General features: G+C 50.7%; 14 protein-coding genes, 1 tRNA gene and 1 pseudogene. 8 read left to right on the top strand and 8 right to left on the bottom strand.

What is annotated here, in order from left to right; genetic code table 11:
* Positions 1–786, top strand: coding sequence for a histidine phosphatase family protein (locus tag EH228_RS16580; RefSeq protein ID WP_152322730.1), 786 nt, complete (start codon positions 1–3; stop codon positions 784–786).
* A 9-nt stretch (positions 787–795) separates the two neighbouring features.
* On the opposite strand, the gene EH228_RS16575 is transcribed toward EH228_RS16580, so the two are convergent.
* The 4 genes from EH228_RS16575 to pepA all read right to left on the bottom strand — a co-directional run bounded on the left by EH228_RS16575 (position 796) and on the right by pepA (position 6,318).
* A complete protein-coding gene (locus EH228_RS16575) occupies positions 796–1,299 on the bottom strand; it encodes a GNAT family N-acetyltransferase (protein ID WP_152322729.1) in 504 nt (167 codons plus the stop codon).
* Positions 1,300–1,489: 190 nt separating this feature from the next.
* Positions 1,490–4,345 carry a valine--tRNA ligase gene (locus EH228_RS16570; RefSeq protein ID WP_152322728.1) on the bottom strand — a complete coding sequence of 952 codons (2,856 nt, stop codon included), beginning with the start codon at positions 4,343–4,345 and terminating at the stop codon, positions 1,490–1,492.
* A gap of 5 nt (positions 4,346–4,350) precedes the next feature.
* The gene (locus EH228_RS16565; protein WP_152322727.1) at positions 4,351–4,806 is read right to left on the bottom strand and encodes a DNA polymerase III subunit chi; all 456 of its coding nucleotides are present in this window, start codon (positions 4,804–4,806) and stop codon (positions 4,351–4,353) included.
* Positions 4,807–4,809: 3 nt separating this feature from the next.
* Positions 4,810–6,318, bottom strand: a complete 1,509-nt coding sequence (pepA, locus tag EH228_RS16560; RefSeq protein WP_152322726.1) for a leucyl aminopeptidase — start codon at positions 6,316–6,318, stop codon at positions 4,810–4,812.
* A gap of 289 nt (positions 6,319–6,607) precedes the next feature.
* Between pepA and lptF the strand changes: the two genes are divergently transcribed.
* Both lptF and lptG read left to right on the top strand, forming a co-directional pair.
* Entirely contained in the window at positions 6,608–7,708 is a 1,101-nt protein-coding gene (gene lptF, locus EH228_RS16555; RefSeq protein WP_152322725.1) for an LPS export ABC transporter permease LptF, read from the top strand.
* Positions 7,708–8,784, top strand: a complete 1,077-nt coding sequence (gene lptG, locus EH228_RS16550) for an LPS export ABC transporter permease LptG (RefSeq protein WP_152322724.1) — start codon at positions 7,708–7,710, stop codon at positions 8,782–8,784. The genes lptF and lptG overlap by 1 nt, the downstream gene beginning before the upstream one ends.
* A 25-nt stretch (positions 8,785–8,809) precedes the next feature.
* On the opposite strand, the gene EH228_RS16545 is transcribed toward lptG, so the two are convergent.
* Together EH228_RS16545 and EH228_RS16540 are read right to left on the bottom strand one after the other, a co-directional pair.
* Positions 8,810–10,099, bottom strand: coding sequence for a DUF445 domain-containing protein (locus tag EH228_RS16545; protein ID WP_152322723.1), 1,290 nt, complete (start codon positions 10,097–10,099; stop codon positions 8,810–8,812).
* Positions 10,100–10,265: 166 nt separating this feature from the next.
* On the bottom strand, positions 10,266–11,774 hold the full coding sequence (locus tag EH228_RS16540) for a helicase HerA-like C-terminal domain-containing protein (RefSeq protein ID WP_152322722.1): 1,509 nt from the start codon (positions 11,772–11,774) through the stop codon (positions 10,266–10,268).
* 297 nt (positions 11,775–12,071) lie between these two features.
* On the opposite strand from EH228_RS16540, the gene EH228_RS16535 reads away from it, so the two are divergent.
* On the top strand, positions 12,072–15,365 hold the full coding sequence (locus EH228_RS16535; RefSeq protein ID WP_152322721.1) for a DEAD/DEAH box helicase: 3,294 nt from the start codon (positions 12,072–12,074) through the stop codon (positions 15,363–15,365).
* 79 nt (positions 15,366–15,444) lie between these two features.
* On the opposite strand, the gene EH228_RS16530 is transcribed toward EH228_RS16535, so the two are convergent.
* Positions 15,445–15,942, bottom strand: coding sequence for a YjjA family protein (locus EH228_RS16530; RefSeq protein WP_152322720.1), 498 nt, complete (start codon positions 15,940–15,942; stop codon positions 15,445–15,447).
* 393 nt (positions 15,943–16,335) lie between these two features.
* On the opposite strand from EH228_RS16530, the gene EH228_RS16525 reads away from it, so the two are divergent.
* From EH228_RS16525 to EH228_RS16510, 4 genes are all read left to right on the top strand, one after another.
* Positions 16,336–16,420: transfer RNA gene (locus EH228_RS16525), tRNA-Leu, on the top strand.
* Positions 16,421–16,581: 161 nt separating this feature from the next.
* Positions 16,582–17,841: a tyrosine-type recombinase/integrase gene (locus EH228_RS16520; RefSeq protein WP_152322719.1), complete on the top strand. Its 1,260-nt coding sequence runs from the start codon at positions 16,582–16,584 to the stop codon at positions 17,839–17,841.
* An 83-nt stretch (positions 17,842–17,924) separates the two neighbouring features.
* Complete coding sequence (locus EH228_RS16515; protein ID WP_152322718.1) at positions 17,925–20,801, top strand: RNA-directed DNA polymerase; 2,877 nt, start codon at positions 17,925–17,927, stop codon at positions 20,799–20,801.
* Positions 20,798–21,487, top strand: a complete 690-nt coding sequence (locus EH228_RS16510) for a hypothetical protein (protein WP_152322717.1) — start codon at positions 20,798–20,800, stop codon at positions 21,485–21,487. The genes EH228_RS16515 and EH228_RS16510 overlap by 4 nt, the downstream gene beginning before the upstream one ends.
* Before the next feature lie 238 nt (positions 21,488–21,725).
* Here EH228_RS16510 and EH228_RS16505 read toward each other — a convergent pair.
* Positions 21,726–21,938: pseudogene (locus EH228_RS16505) on the bottom strand (ogr/Delta-like zinc finger family protein); the annotation flags it as partial.
* Between the last annotated feature and the right edge of the window lie 42 nt (positions 21,939–21,980).

Genomic DNA, 21,980 nt, shown 5'->3' with positions numbered 1-21,980 from the left:
ATGAAAAGATATATTAAAGGATGGCTATTGTTGGTGATCGCCTGTTTCAGCTTCAGTGAATGTTGGGCAGCCGAGGTGACCCTTTATGTTGCGCGCCATGGAAAAACCCTGTTCAACACTGTTCAGCGGGTACAGGGCTGGGCTGATACGCCGTTAACCCCCGCGGGAGTGGATGTCGCGTTAAAATTAGGGCGTGGGCTGCAATCAGTGAAATTTATTGGGGCCTGGTCCAGTGATGCGGGCAGGGCGAGGGAAACCGCCCAGTTGGTTATGCAAAACTGGAAGACGCCGCTGACGCTGAAAGAGGATAAGAGACTGCGCGAAGTTTGCTTTGGTCTGTATGAAGGCGATTTGGACAGAAATATGTGGGAGGCCGCGGTCAGGCAGGCGGGATATCCGTCAGAAGCGGCGCTGATGCAGGATTTTACCCAGCGGAAGATTCGCATTGATACCATGATCGATGCGATTAAAGAGGCGGAATCGCAGGGGACGGCGGCACTGAAAGGCGTGAAGTCCAGCGGGGCCGCGGAAAGTTATCAGCAGGTGGCTACCCGAATGACGGAGAGTATCACCGAGATTGCGCAGCAGGCCCAGAAGCAAGGCGGCGGCAATGTGCTGGTGGTCACTCACGGTATGGCGATTATGGTGCTGCTGAAAGAACTCGGGGAGACCACGCTGAATCATCCGCTGAATAATGCCAGCGTCACCAAGCTGCGTTATACCGACGCGGGACAGTTTGTTATCGAGTCAATTGATGACCTGAGCTACGTGCAGAACGGCTCATAGGCTACAGGCTCACAGATGGCGCAGCATCGTCACTTCGCAGTCGACGTGCCCGGTACACCCCATTGGGCCGTCGATATGCTTAAAGCCGAGACGTTCATACAGGCGGATGGCGCGAGTCAGTGAAGCAGTGGTTTCCAGATAGCAGCGCCGGAAGCCGTGCTCGTGAGCGAAGTTCATCGCCTGTGTCGCCAGTTCTTTCGCCATCCCTGTTCCACGAACCTCCGGCATAAAGTACATTTTCTGCAGTTCACAGATGTCCGCTTCGCTACATTGCAAAGGGGCAACGCCGCCGCCACCGACGATCACGCCATCCAATTCCACGACCCAATAAGCGCTGTTTGGCTTGCTGTACAGTTCGAATAAATGATCGAGATTAGGATCGGCAACGGTAAAGCCTTTATCCGCGCTCAGGCCGAACTCAGCTGAAACATCGCGGATAACTCTGGCGATATGTGGGTTATCGGCGGCTTGTATCGGACGGATCCGCAGATTGGTTCTGGTGGTATTGGTCATAACGGTGCCGTTTTATATGCTAAATATCCCGTGGCATGAAAGCGGCGAAGCCGGGAGCCCTCAGGCACACGATGGGCGCCGCCAACACCCTGTCAATTGAAGTATGACGAGTATAGCCTTATAGCCTGCAGAAAAAAGCCCGGTAAGCAGATCTCTACCGGGCTTTTGCTGCTGTGGTGACGGTTTAGCGTTAGAGCGCAGCGATAATCGCCTGCTGCTCAAGCAGTTTCACCTTCGCCTGTTCAAACTCGACCATGCGCTCACGTTCTTTTGCCACTACCGCTTCTGGCGCGCGGGAAACAAAACCATCATTAGACAGTTTGCCGGCGATCTTGCCGATTTCCACGTCCAGCTTGGCCACTTCTTTCGTCAGACGTTCCAGTTCGGCTGTTTTGTCCACCAGACCGGCCATCGGGATCAGCAGCTCGGCACCGTCGATAATCTTGGTGACGGAAACCGGTCCTTTGTCATCCGGGGCCAGACAGGTGATGCTGCCCAGGCGTGCCAGCGATTTGAGGAAACCGTGGTTGTCATGCACACGACGAACCACCTCCGCACTGGCACCACGCAATAGCACATCCAACGGTTTGGCCGGAGACAGGTTCATTTCCGCACGGATGTTACGTACGGCGACAATCGCCTGTTTCAACCATTCGGTATCATTCAGGGCGGCGTCATCCACCTTCGCGTCGTCATACGCCGGTATCGGTTGTAGCATGATCGTGTCGTCGCTGATGTTCTTCAGCACCTTCACGCGCTGCCAGATGGTTTCGGTGATAAAAGGGATTATCGGGTGCGCCAGGCGCAGCAGGGCTTCCAGTACCTCAACCAGCGTATTGCGCGTACCGCGTAGTTCAGCCGCAGAACCGCCGTGCATGACGGGCTTGGTCAGTTCCAGATACCAGTCGCAGAACTGATTCCAGGTGAACTCATACAGGACGCTGGCCGCAATATCGAAACGATAACTGTCCAGCGCGTCACGATACGCTTTTACGGTGCGATTGAATTCAGCGCGGATCCAGCGATCAGCCAGGGACAGCACCATTTCGCCGCCGTTTTGTCCACAATCCTGGTCTTCGGTATTCATCAGCACAAAGCGGCTGGCGTTCCATAACTTATTACAGAAGTTACGATAACCTTCCAGGCGCTTCATATCCCAGTTGATATCGCGACCGGTTGAGGCCAGCGCCGCCAGTGTAAAGCGCAGGGCATCGGTTCCGTGTGCTTCAATGCCGTTCGGGAATTGTTTCTCGGTCCGTTTCCGGATCTTTTCCGCCAACTGTGGCTGCATCATATTGCCGGTACGTTTGGCCAGCAGTGCCTCCAGCGAAATACCATCCACCATATCCAGTGGATCGATGACGTTACCTTTCGATTTCGACATCTTCTGCCCTTCTTCATCGCGGATCAGACCGGTCATATAGACCGTCTTGAACGGCACCTGAGGCTTGCCGTTTTCATCCTTAATGAAGTGCATGGTCAGCATGATCATGCGCGCAATCCAGAAGAAGATGATATCGAAGCCGCTGACCAGTACGCTGGTCGGATGGAAGGTACGCAGTGCGTCGGTATTTTCCGGCCAACCCAGTGTGGAGAAGGTCCACAGGCCGGAAGAGAACCAGGTATCCAGCACGTCTTCATCCTGATGCAGCACCACGTCGTCCGCCAGATTATTCTCTGTTCGCGCTTCTTCTTCATTGCGGCCAACATAGACGTTGCCTTCGGCATCGTACCAGGCTGGGATACGGTGCCCCCACCACAACTGGCGGGAGATACACCAGTCCTGAATATCACGCATCCAGGAGAAATACATGTTTTCGTACTGCTTCGGTACGAACTGGATATCGCCCTGCTCAACGGCTTCCACCGCCACTTTTGCCAGCGGGGCGGTACGCACGTACCACTGGTCAGTCAGCATGGGCTCGATAACCACGCCGCCGCGATCGCCATAGGGCACCGTCAGATCGTGCGGTTTAACCTCTTCCAGCAGACCCAACGCATCAACCGCGGCCACAATCGCTTTACGTGCGGCGAAGCGTTCCAGATTCTGGTACTCAGCCGGGATTGTCGCGTCGTAGACGTCAGACTCTTCGCCATTGTGATCATAGACCTGCGCCATCTCGCGGATATCACCGTCGAAGGTCAGGATATTGATCATCGGCAACTGATGACGACGACCCACTTCATAGTCGTTGAAATCATGCGCCGGGGTGATTTTCACGCAACCGGTGCCTTTCTCCATATCGGCATGTTCGTCGCCCACGATCGGAATACGACGGTTAACCAGCGGCAGCACCACGAACTTGCCAATCAGATCTTTGTAGCGTGGGTCTGCCGGATTGACAGCCACGCCGGTATCACCGAGAAGGGTTTCCGGACGGGTGGTCGCCACCACCAGGTAATCTTTGCCATCGGCGGTGGTGGCGCCATCGGCCAGCGGATAGCGGATATGCCACATTGAGCCTTTCGACTCGCGATTTTCCACTTCCAGATCAGAAATCGCCGTACGCAGTTTGGGGTCCCAGTTCACCAGACGTTTGCCACGGTAAATCAGGTTTTCTTTGTAGAGACGCACAAACACTTCTTTCACGGCATTGGACAGGCCCTCATCCATCGTGAAACGCTCGCGTTCCCAGTCTACGGAGTTGCCTAAACGACGCATCTGACGGGTAATGGTGCCGCCAGATTCCGCCTTCCACTGCCAGATTTTTTCGATAAACGCATCACGACCATAGTCCTTGCGTGTTTTTCCTTCTTCCGCGGCGATTTTGCGCTCCACCACCATTTGGGTGGCGATACCCGCATGGTCGGTACCCGCCTGCCACAGGGTATTTTTCCCCTGCATACGCTGGTAGCGGATCATGGTGTCCATGATGGTCTGCTGGAAGGCGTGCCCCATATGCAAGCTGCCGGTTACGTTGGGGGGCGGGATCATGATGCAGAAGCTTTCCTGGCGCGTGTCGCCATTGGGCTTAAAGTAACCCTGCTGTTCCCAGTGATCGTAAAGCGGCTGCTCGATATCTTGCGGATTATATGTCTTTTCCATTTTTGCTATGTCGTTGGGGGCGTCGGCGTTGCCGTATTCAAGTGGAATCCAACGCGGCGATACGCTTTGTAGCGGTCGCGCGCCAGCTGTTTCAAAGATTCTTCATAAGGCACGAAGTCTATCACTTCATGGAAAGCAGAGGCAAAGTCTGCAACCTGCGGCAACAGGTTGATCAGCAGATCTCGCGGAGCATTGCCTCTGCGCTGTGGCCAGGCCAGTTCCACCGGCGCGCCGTATTTCGGCCCTTCGCCCGCCAGATTGTGCGGCACAAAAGCGCTGGCGGGGCGCTGCCATAGCGCTTCATCCAGACGAATAGCCTGCGCTTCGTCCTCACAGGCGACCAGCACGCGCGCACCGTCACGCCAGCGCATCGCGGTTAACTGGCATACCAGCGCCTCAAGCGCGCTGATCCCGTCAACCGGAGTCGCGTTTTCCAGCAGATAGAAGGTGGCGTTTTTCATCGCTTAATCGTCGCCGTTCAGACCGGCACGGTTCAGCAGGAACTGTGACAGCAGGGCGACCGGACGCCCGGTCGCGCCTTTGGCTTTACCAGAGCGCCAGGCAGTACCGGCAATATCCAGATGCGCCCAGTTATATTTACGGGCGAAGCGCGCGAGGAAGCAGGCGGCGGTAATCGCCCCGCCAGGACGGCCGCCAATGTTCGCCATATCGGCAAAATTGGAGTCCAGTTGCTCCTGATATTCATCGGCCATCGGCAGACGCCAAGCACGATCGCCCGCCTGCTCAGAGGCGCCAATTAATTCGTGAGCCAGTGGATTGTGGTTCGAGGCCAGTCCGCTGATATGGTGGCCCAGCGCAATCACGCAGGCGCCGGTCAGCGTGGCGATATCGATAACCACTTCCGGCTCGAAGCGCTCCACGTAGGTCAGCGCATCGCACAAGACCAGGCGGCCTTCCGCATCAGTATTCAGCACCTCGACTGTCTGCCCGGACAGGGTGGTCAGTACGTCGCCGGGGCGATAAGCGTGCCCGCCGGGCATGTTCTCGCAGCCCGCCAGCACACCAATCACATTGAGCGGCAGGTTTAGTTCGGCAACCATGCGCATCACGCCGTAAACAGCCGCCGCGCCGCACATGTCATATTTCATTTCGTCCATGGCTTCGCCCGGCTTGAGAGAGATACCGCCGGAGTCAAACGTCACCCCTTTACCGACCAGCACAATCGGTTTGCTTTCGGCGTCCGGGTTGCCTTTGTATTCAATCACGGACATCAGCGACTCGTTCTGTGAGCCCTGACCCACCGCGAGGTAGGCATTCATCCCCAACTCTTTCATCTGCTGCTCGCCGATAACCCGGGTGGTGATATTGCTCCAGGCATCCGCTAACTGACGCGCCTGTGAAGCCAGGTAGGCGGCATTACAGATATTGGGGGGCATATTGCCCAGATCTTTCGCGGCTTTCACGCCTGCGGCCACAGCCAGACCGTGCTGGATCGCGCGTTCACCGCTGGTCAGCTCACGACGGGTCGGCACGTTAAAGACCATTTTTCGCAGCGGACGACGCGGCTCGATTTTGTTGCTTTTGAGCTGATCGAAGCTGTAAAGCGTTTCTTTGGCGGTTTCCACCGCCTGGCGTACTTTCCAGTAAGTGTTACGACTTTTGACATGCAGTTCGGTCAGAAAGCACACCGCTTCCATCGAACCGGTGTCATTCAGCGTGTTGATGGTTTTCTGGATGACCTGCTTATACTGACGTTCATCCAGCTCACGCTCTTTCCCGCAGCCAATAAGCAGAATACGTTCAGAAAGAATATTGGGAACATGATGCAGCAGCAAAGTCTGGCCGACTTTGCCTTCCAGTTCGCCGCGACGCAGCAGGGCGCTAATGTAGCCATCGCTGATTTTATCCAGCTGTTCAGCAATCGGAGACAGTCTGCGCGGTTCAAACACGCCAACCACGATACAGGCACTGCGCTGTTTTTCCGGGCTACCACTTTTTACACTGAACTCCATGCACTCTCCTGAATCTTAAAGACAACGGCGCTTGCTGCGGCTAGAATGTGGCGCTTGTTGACCGCATAATGCCGGAGCAACACGTCGTTAGCGTAACAATAACGGGCGTCAGATTTAGTTTCGGTGATGGTTTTTCGTTTGGATAAACGATTTTTGTGCATCACCAGAACGCGATAGTTGTCATACTAGTTTAGCTATGACGGGAGCCATTGATGAGAAAAAATGGCTTATAAGCGATGAAACTAGCGATTTTCCTGCAAAAAGACAAGTTTTCACAGGCGTACTCAGCGTGATCATCATTAGATATCTGGTTCGGGAAATGCTCAAAAGCCAGCTGGCTATCCTCTTCATCCTGCTGCTGATCTTTTTTTGTCAGAAGTTAGTCAGGATATTAGGTGCGGCAGCGGATGGTGAGATTCCAACAAATTTAGTTCTGACATTATTGGGGCTGGGTTTTTCGGAGATGGCGCAGCTAATCCTGCCGCTCAGTCTGTTTTTAGCGATTTTGATGACGCTTAGTCGGTTATACACCGAGAGTGAAATCACCGTAATGCATGCCTGCGGCTTAAGTAAAGCGGTGTTGGTGAAGGCGGCGATGGTGCTGATGCTGTTTACCGCTATGGCGGCGGCAGCAAATGTCGCCTGGCTGGGCCCGTGGTCGGCGCGTTATCAGAACGAGGTCACCAAAAATGCTAAAGCTAACCCTGGGGCGGCGGCGCTGGCGGCAGGACAGTTCCAGCAGTCTGGCGATGGGCAGTCGGTGATGTTTATTGAAAACGTCAAAGGCAATAATTTTGGCAATGTCTTCCTGGCGCAACTGCGGACAAAAGGCAATGCCCGTCCGTCAGTGGTGTTGGCGGACAAAGGCCATATGACTCAGCGGGCGGACGGTTCTCAGGTGGTGACCCTGGATAAAGGCACTCGCTTTGAAGGGACGGCGATGCTGCGCGATTTCCGTATCACGGACTTTGAAAATTATCAGGCGATCATTGGTCATCAGGAAGTGGTGCTGGACCCGAACGATGCTGAGCAGATGGATTTCAATACGTTGATTCATTCCAGCAAAGCGGATTTTCGCAGCGAGTTACACTGGCGTTTGACGCTCATCTTCTCGGTGCTGGTCATGGCGTTGATGGTGGTGCCGCTCAGCGTGGTGAACCCGCGTCAGGGCCGAGTGCTGTCAATGCTGCCGGCTATGTTGCTGTATCTGATCTTCTTCCTGCTGCAAAGTTCGTTTCGTTCCAGTGGCGCGAAAGGCCGTATCGACCCGGCCATCTGGATGTGGGGGATGAATATTGTTTATCTGGTGCTGGCGGTGATGCTGAACCTGTGGGATATCGTGCCGATGCGACGGATCCGCGCTCGCTTTCGCAAAGGAGGGGTCGTCTGATGTTTGGCGTACTCGACAGATACATCGGTAAAACCATTTTTAACACCATCATGGCGACGCTGTTTATGCTGGTGTCGCTGTCCGGCATCATCAAGTTTGTCGACCAGTTGCGCAGAACGGGCCAGGGGGCTTACACGGCCATGGGCGCCGGGCTGTACACTATCCTCAGTGTGCCGAAAGATATTGAAATCTTCTTCCCGATGGCCGCGCTGTTAGGGGCTTTATTAGGATTGGGGATGTTGGCTCAGCGTAGTGAGCTGGTGGTAATGCAGGCTTCCGGTTTTACGCGTATGCAGATCGCCGCCTCGGTAATGAAAACCGCGATCCCATTGGTGTTGCTGACCATGATCATCGGTGAGTTTGTTGCGCCGCAGGGTGAGCAGATGGCGCGTAATTATCGTGCGCAGCAACTGGTGGGCGAATCGTTGCTTTCCACGCAAAACGGTTTGTGGGCGAAGGACGGCGATGATTTTATCTATATCGAACGGCTGAAGGACAACACCGATTTGGGTGGTATCAGCATCTACAGTTTTAATAAGGAACGGCGCCTGCAATCGGTACGTTATGCGGCTTCGGCAACGTATAACGCGGATAAGAAGTTGTGGGAGTTGTCAGAGGTGGATGAATCCGTACTGACCGACCCTAAACAGATAACTGGCAGTCAGACGTTGACCGGCGAGTGGAAGACGTCGCTGACGCCGGACAAACTGGGGGTGGTGGCGTTGGATCCCGACGCTCTGTCGATCAGAGGCCTGAACAATTACATAAAATATCTCAAGCAGAGTGGTCAGGTTTCAGGCCGCTATCAACTCAATATGTGGAGCAAAATCTTCCAGCCGTTGTCGGTGGCGGTAATGATGTTGATGGCGCTATCGTTTATTTTTGGGCCGCTGCGTAGCGTGTCGATGGGAATGCGTGTGCTAACCGGGATCAGCTTTGGTTTCCTGTTCTATGTGCTGGATCAGATTTTTGGTCCGTTAAGTCTGGTTTATAACATTCCGCCGATATTGGGGGCGCTGTTGCCCAGTGCCGCGTTCTTTGCCATCAGCGTGTATATGTTGCTGAAGCGGCGTTAAGTGTGTGCCGGAGTGACTCCGGCATTTATCCCCAGAGCGTCATTACCTGCGGCAGCAGCGACAGTAAATACAACATCAGCCCGATAACGCCGCCCACGACGGTTCCGTTGAGGCGGATCCGTTGCAGGTCTTTGCCAATATTCAGCTCGACCTGATGCGACATATCGCCTGCATCCCAGCTTTTCACCGTATCGCTGATATGGCGGCTGAGGAAGGTGGCGAACTCTGGCGCAGTGCTGGCGGCGGCCTCTTCCAGATGCTGATTCAGCGAGGCGCGCAGTGGTGTATCCTGCATCAGTGTTTCCCCCAGCCACAGTCCGGCTGCACTCATTTTGGTATGCAGTCGCGAGTCTTCCTTAGCCAGATCCTCTTTCAGCCAGCCGCGCAGATCGCCCCACAACTGACCAATATAGCTATTCAGCGTGTCATCCTGCTTGAGATAATCTTTGATCTCCTGCGCTTTTAGCTGCATGGCGGGATCTTCACGTAACTGGTTGATCAGCCGCTGTACCGCGCGATTAAAGCCGTGTCGCAGCTCATGTGTCCCGTCTTGTTCAATATCGTTGAGGATCGACTTCACCGCGTTGGTCGCCAGCTCGGCGCTTTTTTCGCCGACCCAGTCGGTCGGCAGCATTTTTTCCTTGATGGGATGCTCGCGCTTCAGCCAGCGGATCACCTGCCGGGCGATAAATTCGTGGGTGCCGGGTTTGTTGACCAGATGCAGCAACTGAGTGATGGCATCATCCAGCAGCGCCTGATGACGGTTATTTTTGGTCAGGCTTTCCAGCACCATGGCTGCCGATTGCGATAAATCAACCTTATCGATGGCCTGGTGGATAGCGCGACGCATAAACGCCTGGATGCGCTGATCATCTGCCAGATCAAGAAAACCACGGATGATTTTCAGCAGATAACCGCTGAGCCTGGCCGCATTGGCTGGCGTGCTCAGCCAGCCAGCGATGATCTTCGCCGGATCATGGCGGCGGATCAGCGCCAGCAGCGCTTCGGTAGTGAGGAATTTATCCTGTACGAACAGAGCCAGGTTCTCAGCGATGCGATCTTTGTTGCGGGGAATAATCGCGGTATGGCGGCCAACCAGCGGGATCGGCACCCGGCGAAACAGGGCGCTGACCGCAAACCAGTCGGCTAACGCGCCAACCATTGAGGCTTCCGATACCGACTTTAACGCACTGATCAAGGTATTGGCTGGCCACCACAACGGATAAAGTATGGTGGCGATAAAGACCAGTGCCGCACCGCAGAGCAGCAGTAGCGGCAGACGTTTGGCCTGCCGAAGTTCAGTTTCTTTATCCATTGACCTGCTATCCTTCACGTGACGGACGTATTGGCTGCTATTCCTCATGATGCGCCTGTCCCTGGCGACATCACGCTGCAGAGGCGTTCATCGCGATGGTGCAAAAACACTTTTCGCGGTTTTCTGCTGCATGGGCTGGCGACGGATGACGTTTATTAATAGCAGATTAGTTTTGGCGCCCGCCCTTAATATTGCCCAGCAGGCCACGGATAATCTGGTTGGTTATCTGCCGCGCCGCGCTTTTGGCCACAGTTTGTAGCACGCCGTCATGCTTGCCGCCACGTGGACCGGTGGTACCAAACAGAATATCTCTCAGGTCGCCGAGGATGCCGTCGTCATCCCCCGCGGCATTATTATTGCCTTTGACCGGCGGTGCACTGGCTTCTTCGCTGGCTCCCTGCGCCCTTTTGCTGAGCATTTCAAAGGCGGATTCGCGATCCACCGCTTCCTCATATTTGCCAGAGAGCGGAGAGTGGTTGATCAGGCCATTCCGCTCATCATCGGTCACCGGCCCCATGCGTGAACATGGCGCAATCACCATGGCGCGTTCCACGACCGAAGGACTGCCTTTTTCATCGAGAAAGGAGATCAAGGCTTCACCCGTGCCCAGTTCCTGAATGGCGGTGACAGTATCAAACGCTGGATTGGCGCGCATGGTTTGCGCGGCGACTTTCACCGCTTTCTGATCTTTCGGCGTAAAAGCGCGTAAGGCGTGCTGCACACGGTTACCCAACTGGCCGAGCACCGAGTCAGGGATATCCGCCGGATTCTGTGAGACAAAATACACCCCGACCGCTTTGGATCGGATCAGGCGAATAACCTGCTCGATTTTATCCAGTAGCACCTGCGGTGCATCGCTGAACAGCAGATGCGCTTCGTCGAAGAAGAACACCAGCTTCGGCTTTTCCAGATCGCCGGCTTCCGGTAGCTGCTCATAGAGCTCAGAGAGCATCCACAGCAGGCTGGTGGCGTAGAGTTTGGGGGTTTGGTACAGTTTTTCCGCCGCGAGGATATTGATAACGCCTTTACCCGAGCTGTCGGTACGCATCCAGTCTTTGATGTCCAGCATCGGTTCGCCAAAAAAGTATTCGGCGCTCTGTTGCTCCAGCGACAGCAGGCCGCGCTGGATTGCGCCGACCGAGGCGCTGTTGATATTGCCATACTGGGTCTGGAAAGATTTGGCGTTGTCGCCGATATACTGCGTCATGGCGCGCAGATCTTTAAGATCCAGTAGCAGTAAGCCCTGATCGTCAGCCACGCGGAAAATTATCTGCAGTACGCCACTTTGTACTTCATTCAGATCAAGTAGACGGGCCAACAGCAGTGGTCCCAGATCCGAAACGGTGGCGCGGATGGGATGGCCTTTTTCACCGAAAATATCCCACAGCACCACCGGATTACTCTGTGGCGACCAGTCAGTGACACCCATTTTCGCCAGACGGGTCAGCAACGTGTCGGAAGCACTGCCTTCTTTGGCGATACCGGTCAGATCGCCTTTCACATCGGCCATAAACACCGGCACGCCGATATTTGAAAACCGCTCAGCCAGCTTTTGCAGTGTCACGGTTTTGCCGGTTCCGGTGGCTCCGGTAATCAAACCGTGACGGTTGGCCATTCCTGGCAGGAGGTGCAGCGCGATATCCGTCGTTTGCGCGATGAGCAGTGGCTCGGTCATGTGTCTTATCCCCGTAAGTCGGTGAAAAAGTAATGGATCTTGTAATACTAGCAGCCCCTGGCTGCGTTCCGCGAGGCGGCGGCGTCTTTTTCGGAGTGCACCAGGACACGCGATAGCCGTTATCTTTCAGGCCACAAACGCCAGTTACTGCCAGCGTCAGTTGCCGGACGCGGTTTGTTGCAGTGCGATTCGACTCGCCAATCAGGGCGGCGGACGTTAAATTGATGGTGGACGGGTAATAAAATGAATCACTATGACAGTGGTTCCTGGACAAGCCAGTGAAAGGATTTGGAGCCAATGAAACCCTGGGAGTTTACTTCTGCCGATGTCACGCGTGATTTTGGCAGTAAGACGGTGGTGAAAGCACAACCCTATATCGGTGCCTTCAGCAAGATGGTGACGGAACGTACATGGATCAGCGGTACAGTCAAAGGCACGGCCAGGCAGAATTATCAGGTGTATGTTCACGTTACGTCGATGTACGGCGGTCTCACGCTTTCCGGGCAGTGTTCCTGCCCGGTGCAGTGGCAGTGTAAACATGCGGCGGCGTTGGCGCTGACCTGGCTTGCCAGAGCTGCGGAGATGACGCAGGGCGGCATCAATTATGCCCTGGTGGAGTGGGCTGAGCGTTTTCGACAGCAGCGCGGCAGGCAGGCCAAAGCGACGAAGCGACCGACGCATGCACTGGTTTATGGTCTGGCGGAGGCCCCTTACCAAGATGGGGTGGAGGTGCGTTTTCTGAAGGCTAAACTGAATAAGCAGGGCGACATCGGTGAATTTGACAGCGAGTGGAGTAATGCCAGGGCTGCGGTGACCAGACGACCGGCGTTTATCACTGATGATGACCTGATTATCCTGCAAATGTTGTTAAGCACGGCCGGATATGTGAATTACGCCAGTTATCCGCTACAGGGAAAAAACGGCGCCCGCATCCTTGATAAAATCCTGGCGACCGACCGTTGCGTGGTGATGCCGGAGGATATTTTAACGCCAGTCACGGAAGTTATCTGGCTTAAGACAGGGGCTGTGCGTCAGGCCTTACCGGGCTGGCAGCCGTTGCAAAATGATTTATTGCAGGCTTCTCTGGCGATTGAACCGCCCGCGGATCTGCTGATCCTCGTTGATCCTCCCTGTTATCTCGATCGTTCCGCGGGCGAAATAGGCCCGCTAACCCTGGACCTTTCGTTCAGCCAGTTGCAGGACTTTCTTGCTGTCCCGACTATCCGCCAGCAAGATGCGGAGTGGGTGGCGGAGGTATTCGAAGAATGCGCGGCGGAATTACCCGCACCGCCCTGGCTGGAAAAAGCGTCCATCCGGCACATTGATGCCGAGCCTGTTCCCTGTTTGCAGCTCAGCTCACAGTATTTTGAACATTACAATATTCGCCATTACATCATTGAGAAGTTGGCCGTCGATTTTGCAAAATTTAGCTTTGATTACGAGGGGATCGCCGTCGAAGCGGGAAGCACGAAGAAGAGCTTTTCCAGCCCTTCAGGTGAGAGAGTGATGCTGAAACGCGCAGAAGCGCTGGAAAAAACCTTCCTGAGTCAGTTGCAGAAAGCCGGACTGAACATGGCCCGCCTGACGGATTATTCCCCCGCGCAGAGAAAAGTGTTGCCGGAAAAGTTTTACACCGTCAACGACCCTAACGATCCGGGCTCGTGGCTGGAGTTCATCCATAAAGCGCTGCCAAAGCTGCGTGCAAAGGGGTGGCGGATTGAGATGGACGCCGATTTCAGTTTCAATTTCACCGTTATTGACCAGATTGACGGCAGCGTCACCCTGGACAGTGAGGGATGGTTCGATGTTGAAATGGGGGTGCTGATTAACCAGCGCGTGGTCAGCCTGGTGCCAATGCTGAGCGAATTGTTTAAGCGCGATTTACGCTGGCGATTGGGTGACATCAGCGCTATCCCGGATGACGAAGCGATCATGCTGTACACCGAACGTCGGGAGAAAGTGCTGATCAAGGCGCAGCGTCTGAAAGGGCTGGTGAGTAATTTAGTCGATCTGATTGTTGGCAGCGAGTCGGATAAACTGCGGGTCTCCTCGTGGGATGCCGGCAGACTGGCCACGCTGGAAGACAGTGGAAGATGGCAGTTCAACGGTGAAAGCGCGGTCCTCTCACTGGCCCGGCGGTTGCAACAGGCGACGGGATTACAACCCGTTGAGGCGCCTGCCGGTCTTAATGCTCAACTGCGAGACTATCAGTTACAGGGGCTGAGCTGGATGCAGTATCTGCGGCAACATGACTTATCCGGGGTGCTGGCCGATGACATGGGTCTGGGAAAAACCATCCAGACGCTGGCGCATATTCAACTGGAGAAAGAGGCTGGCCGACTGGATAAACCCGCGTTGATCGTGATGCCGACCACGCTGGTGTATAACTGGCAACATGAAGCGGCGCGTTTTACGCCCGGTTTAAACGTGCTGGCGTTAAATGGTCCGCAGCGAACGGCGTTCTTTGACCGACTGGCTGATTTTGATGTGATTCTTTCGACCTATGCGCTGGTCTGGCGTGATCGCGACGCACTGGCTGCGGTGGATTATCATTTGCTGATCCTCGATGAGGCGCAGTATGTCAAAAACAGTCGTACTCAGGCGGCGCAGGCCATCCGCGCCATTCAGGCTCGCCATCGCCTGTGTTTGACGGGGACGCCATTGGAAAATCATCTGGGCGAGCTGTGGTCACAGTTCGACTTTTTGTTACCCGGGTTTTTAGGTTCAGCGAAAGAGTTTACTCAGCGCTGGCGAACGCCTGTTGAAAAAGAAGGTAATCAGCTCAAAAGAACTGTACTGGCCCGGCGTATCCGTCCTTTTATGCTCAGACGCAGCAAAAATGAGGTCGCCGGAGAACTGCCGCCAAAGAACGTGATGGTGAGAAGTGTCGGGCTGGAAGGGGCGCAGCGTGATCTGTATGAGGCGATGCGTGTGGCCATGCAGCAGAAAATTCGCGAGGCGATTGCGGAGCAAGGCCTGGCGCGCAGCCATATTGTAGTATTGGATGCGTTGCTTAAATTGCGTCAGGTCTGCTGTGACCCACGGCTGGTAAAATTGCCCGGGGCGAAGAAAGTCAACGAGTCGGCTAAGCTGGATATGCTCAGAGAGATGGTGAAAGAACTGATCGCTGAAGGGCGTAAAATTCTGCTGTTCTCTCAGTTCTCTGAGATGTTAACGCTGATAGCTGAGGCGATGGATAAGCTGAAAATTCCTTATGTAATGTTAACGGGAGAAACGCGTGACCGCCAGGCTGCGGTGGCTCGTTTTCAAAACGGGGAGGTTCCGCTGTTTTTGATCAGTCTGAAAGCGGGAGGGGTGGGTTTAAATCTGACGGCGGCGGATGCGGTTATCCATTACGATCCCTGGTGGAATCCGGCAGCAGAGAACCAGGCGACGGATCGGGCTCACCGTATTGGGCAGGACAAAACCGTCTTCGTTTACAAACTGGTGGTAGCGGGCAGTATCGAAGAAAAAATCGTGGCGTTGCAGGAGAAAAAAGCCAGTCTGGCGCACAGTATCCTGACGGAAGACGGGGCCGTCGCCGCCAAATTCAGCGAAGAGGAAATCGGCGCACTGTTTGAACCTTTTTAAACACGTCGCGGAGATAAAAACGAGCCACTGACCCGCACTGGCTCGCGGAAAGCAGATGAGGGGACAGCCTCACCATGGATTAAGAGATAAACTGTTTACCCTGTTTCAGGACCAGATCACAGGCTTTGGTTTTAACTTTTTTACCCAGAGCGGTATCGCTCAGGCTCTTCAGGTTTATCTGCTGGTTATTGCCGGTGTTCAGCAACCCGCTCAGACCCTGTTTGTAGTCAGCGGTTTCCTGTGCCTTGCTGGTATCCGTCAGGCCCAGCTTACTTATCAGTTGATCTTTGACCGAGCTGGCGCTGCTATCGACAACGTTGTTCTGTACGCAATATTGCAGCACCCCGGCGGCGTTCGTCATGCTGCTGGAACTGAGCGACTGATTGCCGCCGTTCAGCAAACCGGTCAGCGATTCTATTGACGTGCCGCTCTGAGCCGTGGACGCCGCGCTGGAATTCTGGCTGAGTGAATTTGCCGCGCTGCTGAGTTGATCCTGCCAACTGGCCGCAGAGGCCACACCCGCGAACAGAGAAGAAGAAACCGTTAAAGCCAAAATCATCTGAGATGCTGCTTTCATTTATATACCCTTTCTGTGTTATCCGGCGCAGCACAGTGCAATGACCTTGCGCTTCGCTCTCCACCATCAGACTACATGATAACGGGGGAGTTCCCCGGATGCCTATCGACAGCGGCACCCGGAGCCTTCTTTGAGATTAGTCCTGGCGAATGCGCATTCCCGGTCGTGGGGTCATTAACCAGGGTAGGCAAACTATCCTGATGCTGCAACGGAATTTTTCCCTCTCAGACAACAGACAGATTGCCAGCGCAAGGGCGGGAACAATAGGAACGACACGGGCAACGGCAGACGAACAGACGTTTTTTTCAGCAGTCGAACGCCAGACAGCGGATAGGGGTTGCGGAAACGAAGGGTAACGGTATAATCCCCAACGTTTTCCGCAACCCCTTCAGTGCCGAAGTGGCGAAATCGGTAGACGCAGTTGATTCAAAATCAACCGTAGAAATACGTGCCGGTTCGAGTCCGGCCTTCGGCACCATAAGTATGTTTGAGAACGTCCGTAACAGTCCATAAGTTACTGAAAAAAAGGCGAAAGGCTTTTTTTTGCTCCAAATTCGTCCGGGCACATCCGTTGCAATCCGGACATTGCTGGGGGCATAATTGGGGGCATCCTCACTTCGATAGAAAATGTGCCCCCAAATGAAGCTCAACGCCCGTCAGGTCGAAACTGCAAAACCCAAAGAAAAAAACTATAAAATGGCCGACGGTGGCGGTTTGTATCTTGAGGTGTCCACCAAAGGATCTAAATACTGGCGCATGAAGTACCGGCGTCCTGCCGACAAAAAAGAGGACCGCCTTGCCTTTGGCGTCTGGCCGACAGTAACGCTTGCTGAGGCACGTGCTAAGCGTGATGAAGCTAAAAAGATATTAGGGCAGGGGATTGACCCCAAAGCTGAACAGAAAGAAGCCCAGGCTGAAAATGCGGGGGCCTACACTTTTGAAACGATCGCTCGCGAATGGCATGCCAGTAATAAGCGCTGGAGTGATGACCATCGTTCCCGGATCCTGCGCTATCTTGAATTGTATATTTTCCCTCATATCGGTTCGGCAGATGTTTGTAAACTGAAAACCAGCCAGCTCTTAGCACCTATTAAGGCCGTTGATGCCAGTGGCAGGCATGATGTCGCTCAGCGTCTTCAGCAGCGTGTTACGGCGATAATGCGCTATGCCGTGCAGAACGATTATATTGAATCTAATCCCGCTATTGATATGATCGGTGCTTTATCAACAACCAAAGCGCGACACTATCCAGCTCTACCATCCAGCCGGTTCCCTGAATTTCTTGCTCGCCTTGCGGCATACCGTGGCCGGATGATGACCCGGATTGCCGTAGAACTGTCTTTACTCACTTTTGTTCGTTCCAGTGAGTTACGTTTTGCACGCTGGGATGAGTTCGACTTTGAAAAAGCAATATGGCGCATACCAGCAAAACGGGAAGAAATTAAAGGTGTGCGTTACTCCCATCGTGGCATGAAGATGAAAGAGGAACATATAGTTCCGCTTAGTCGACAAGCTGTAGTGTTGTTAGAGCAGCTTAAGCAAATCAGTGGTGATAAAGAGCTACTTTTTCCGGGAGATCACGACGCAACGAAGGTCATGAGTGAAAACACAGTAAACGGTGCGTTGCGTACTATGGGCTATGATACGAAAACAGAGGTCTGTGGGCATGGATTCAGGACGATGGCGCGCGGCGCGCTGGGGGAATCGGGTTTATGGAGTGATGATGCTATAGAACGCCAATTGAGTCATTCAGAGCGTAATAATGTACGTGCAGCATATATTCACACTTCTGAGCATTTAGATGAGCGGAGATTGATGGTGCAGTGGTGGGCTGATTATTTAGATGAAAATCGTATCGATAATATTACACCATACGATTTTGCGAAAAGACTTGGATGACGAATTTAAAGATATTATAGATTGTAGTAGGAAAATGTAGCTAAAGTAATTATTGAAAAAATCACGCAGCGGAATGGTGAATTATGATAACAAAGGATGTAGTTATTAGTGCGTATAACTGTCTCAAGTCATATGCATACTATGAAAATTTAAATTTTTATTTAAAATCTGAGATTGCCAGATTCGAAAACACTAACTTTGATAGAAAGATAAACAAGGTCGTTAATTTTTTTAATAATAAGAATGAAAATGATTTTGAACAATGGTTGAATAAAATTGATGTGGGTATTTTGCCAAAAAAGATTGATAGCCATTTGGGTGTTCAACAAAATAGCGGCGCTCTTTTTTTAAGTAATAATAAAACTACAGCCGAGTATTCGGTCATTTCAGTCAATTATTTGATTGTGGCACCTGTTGAAATATATTTAATCGAGACGCTATGGTCAATCTTTGTCGGCTCAATGCTTGATGATATATTTTCAAGTTCGGTATATGGAAATAGAATATCAAATACAATCAAGAAATATTCAAAAAATTCTGAATCTTTCAATAGGGTGACAGAAAAAAACCTCTTTGAAAGATATGTTGAAAATTATAATCGATGGCGTGATGGTGGTATCGATAAAGCCATCGATGTTATCGAAAAGGATAAAAACGATGTTGCTATCCTCTCATTGGATCTTAAAGGGTTCTACTACAATATCGATATTAATTTTGATGATATCGAAACTATCATTGAAGAAAAGCAGTTAGATGGAACTAAAGATCTTTCATTTTTTCTTAATGAAAAATTAAGATCTATGCATGAAAAGTATAGAGATAAAATATCTCCTTATATTAGTGAGACACACCCATATTCAGTTGAAAAGGGTATCCCAATTGGTTTTACCTCTTCTGCGGTACTAGCCAATTGGTATTTGATGGATTTTGATAATGATATTAAATCACAAATAAATCCCTCTTACTATGGGAGGTATGTGGATGACATTCTTTTTGTGTTTTCATCTCCAAATATTGATGTTGATAGTCAAGGTGATGAAGTCATAAAATTTATTGATAATACTCTTGGTGATTTCATAGAACTGACAAGCCAAGAATTTAATGATTTTTCTTTAACTAAAGAATATCACGGGTTGCCTGTTCAAAAAGATAAACTTATTTTTCATTATTTTAATAAAGAACATAGTCTCGCGGGGCTGCAAATTTTCAAACAGGAAATTGAAAATAGAAGTAGCGCTTTTAGGTTTTTACCTGATGAACATATATCAAACGACCTAGATAAATTTGCATATGATATTCTATTTGATGGTTCTGCAAATAAATTCAGAAGCATAGTAGGACTTGCGGAAAATGAAGCGGAACTATCAAAATATATATCATCTCATATAATGGCGCATAGGCTTTGCAATTTACCATCGAGTGAGAACACTTTAAAGCAAATAACGATGTTTTTTAAAGGTGAGAATTGTCTCAGATTTAGTAGGTTATGGGAAAAAGTGCTTTCATATACTTTAATAACCAAAAAGTATGGGTTTTCTGTTTCGTTTTATAAACAAATAAATGAAACTATAAATAAGATGAGATTGACGGGGGCGAAAGACCTAATAACATTAAAGCTTGTAAGTTGTATGCATGAGTATATTGATATATCACTATGCCTTAATGTTGCGTTATTAGATTTGAATGTTATTTTAGGTGACGAGACTTCTGACAATAAAGCATTGGAGAGTATTAAGTCGCTTCTTAGCCAAAACCCTAAGATGTCTGATTTAGTTAGACGATTCCGAGATAGTAATATGATTCGGCATAATCTAGTATCTTGGCCATTGGCCAACTATACTAGCTATGACGGAGATCTGACTGAGGAGGAATTATATAAAAAAATAAATAATATGCAGTTGGTCGATAGAAAGCTTGATAGAACGCCTCGTTATATCCATGCCGATGAAAGACAATTGTTCGATTTAATTGATGCGCTTCATAGAAAAAAATTGAACAAATTTACTGCCTCTAATGAGCATCATTCCAAATATTGCGTCGTAAAAAAAATAAAGAACAAGAAAGCATTAGAAATTAGAGTTGATGTAAGCCGGAAGTATAGCGGGCAGGAAGTTAAAATTGCTCTTGCTAATATGAAAGTAGAAAGACATTCAATAGAAAGTGCTTGTAGGGAAGATCAATCTCCAAATTTAAGCTATGAGAGGCAGAGAAATCTTTATAAGATTTTAAATTCGGCGACGGAAGAAAATGTCCAGATTTTATTACTTCCTGAGTTATCAATACCTGTTTCGTGGTTGCCATTTATGGCTGCACATTCTAGGCGTAAACAGATGGCATTCATTTTTGGTCTTGAGCATTGGGTTATAAACAACTGCGCAAGTAACATATTAGTTGAGATGTTGCCATACACTACTCACTATAAACATAAGTCAAGCCTGCTATCGTTTAGAATAAAAAATCACTATGCTCCTTGTGAGGTTGAAATGCTAAGATCTTTAAGGCTAAAAATAGGGGAGCCCAAAGTCCATAAACAACGCTATCATTTAGTGAAATGGAAGGGTATATCTTTTTCAACGTATAATTGTTTCGAACTTGCTAATATTGAGCATAGAGCTCTTTTCCGATCTCAACTTGATGTTTTATTTGCTTGTGTTTGGAACAAAGATATAAACTATTATCAGCATATTACTGAAGCGGCGGCTAGGGATTTACATTGCTATGTAGCCCAATCAAATACATCCCATTATGGAGGTTCATGTGTTATACAACCAACAAGTAGTACTATATCAAATAAGATATATGTTAAAGGCGGTGAAAATCATTGCATATTAACGACTAGTTTAGATATCTCTGCATTGAGGGAGGCTCAATTTAGATCATTTAGATTAGTATCTGATGTGATCAAACACAATCCTCCTGGTTTTGATTTTAATGCTCTCTTAGAGCGAGGTGAGAAATGAGTGTTTTTTGGGAGGGACTTATTTCTTCAAGTGTTTCCTTGGCAATAATAGGGTTTATTTGTAAGCTTTTTTTAAATCACGTGGACAAGAGAGGGATTGAATCTTATAAAAGCAAGCTAAAGTTTGAAAGTGAATTGAGGAGAAGTCAAGAAGAGCGTGCTTATAATTTGAAACAAGCTAAGGAACTTGAAGTTGGCAGGTGGGGATTAACCCTGCTTAGTGCTGCTAATGGGGTTTTAGGGAGGCTGTTATACATTAAAGATAATCATCCATTAACATCTGATGTCTATTATTTTGATAGTACTAGATATTATATTTGCCAATATCTATGTTGGGCTGAGTTATTCAGGAGGAATAGGGATTTGTCTGTTTTTTCTCCAACCAAAGATGAAATACTAATAACTGAGTTAATAAAGAATGTATCTATTGAGCTAAGGCATAACTCATTAGGCTTCCCGGTCATTAGGTCTCTAGAGCAAAAATATATAGGTGATTCATTAGATAATGAATCAGGTTGTATTTCATACAAAAAATTCTTGGACGAAAAGATTTTGGAAAATGACGCCTCATTAAATGACTTTACGAATGCTCTTCTTCAATACCGAAATTCAGAATATTTAGAGCGGTTAATTGAAAAGTTTGAGGATTTAAAAAGGGAATTCGAGGCCGTTTTACAAAAGATATAAACCTCGCTGCGCGCGCTCGTACCCCCGCCACGCCTGTCCGCTTTATGGAGTGGTTTTCATGCGCCTGCATGAAGGGTCTCAGCGCAGGCTGCTACTGGTCTCAGGCGGGGGAAATCAGTTGCATAAATTCATGCGTTTTCATGCGGCATAGTCATGCACTGACACAGAACGACAGGCCAGCCAGAGAAAGGGCATAAAAATCCCGGCGCGGTGGCCGGGGAGTGTGAGTTTTGTATTTTCATACGGGGATCTGCTGACGCTTTGACAGATTGCTGTTTGAGCCATAGCGCCCCAGAACCTGCGGTTTTCTTTCCGGTGGTTCTGGTAGGCGTTCTGCGTCTTTTGTCCGGCTGGGTTTCATGATTATCTTCTCCACGCTTTCCAGTGCGGTGAAAGTGCAGGAACAGTCAATATTCTGGCACTGATACCAGGTCCTTTGTAAGCGTCCGGCGAACTCATATTGTTAACAAAACTCTGCTGCCACATGCTGCCC

Source organism: Erwinia endophytica (genome assembly GCF_009295515.1).
GTDB lineage: Bacteria > Pseudomonadota > Gammaproteobacteria > Enterobacterales > Enterobacteriaceae > Erwinia > Erwinia endophytica.
This window is presented reverse-complemented; position numbering and strand designations above follow the sequence as displayed.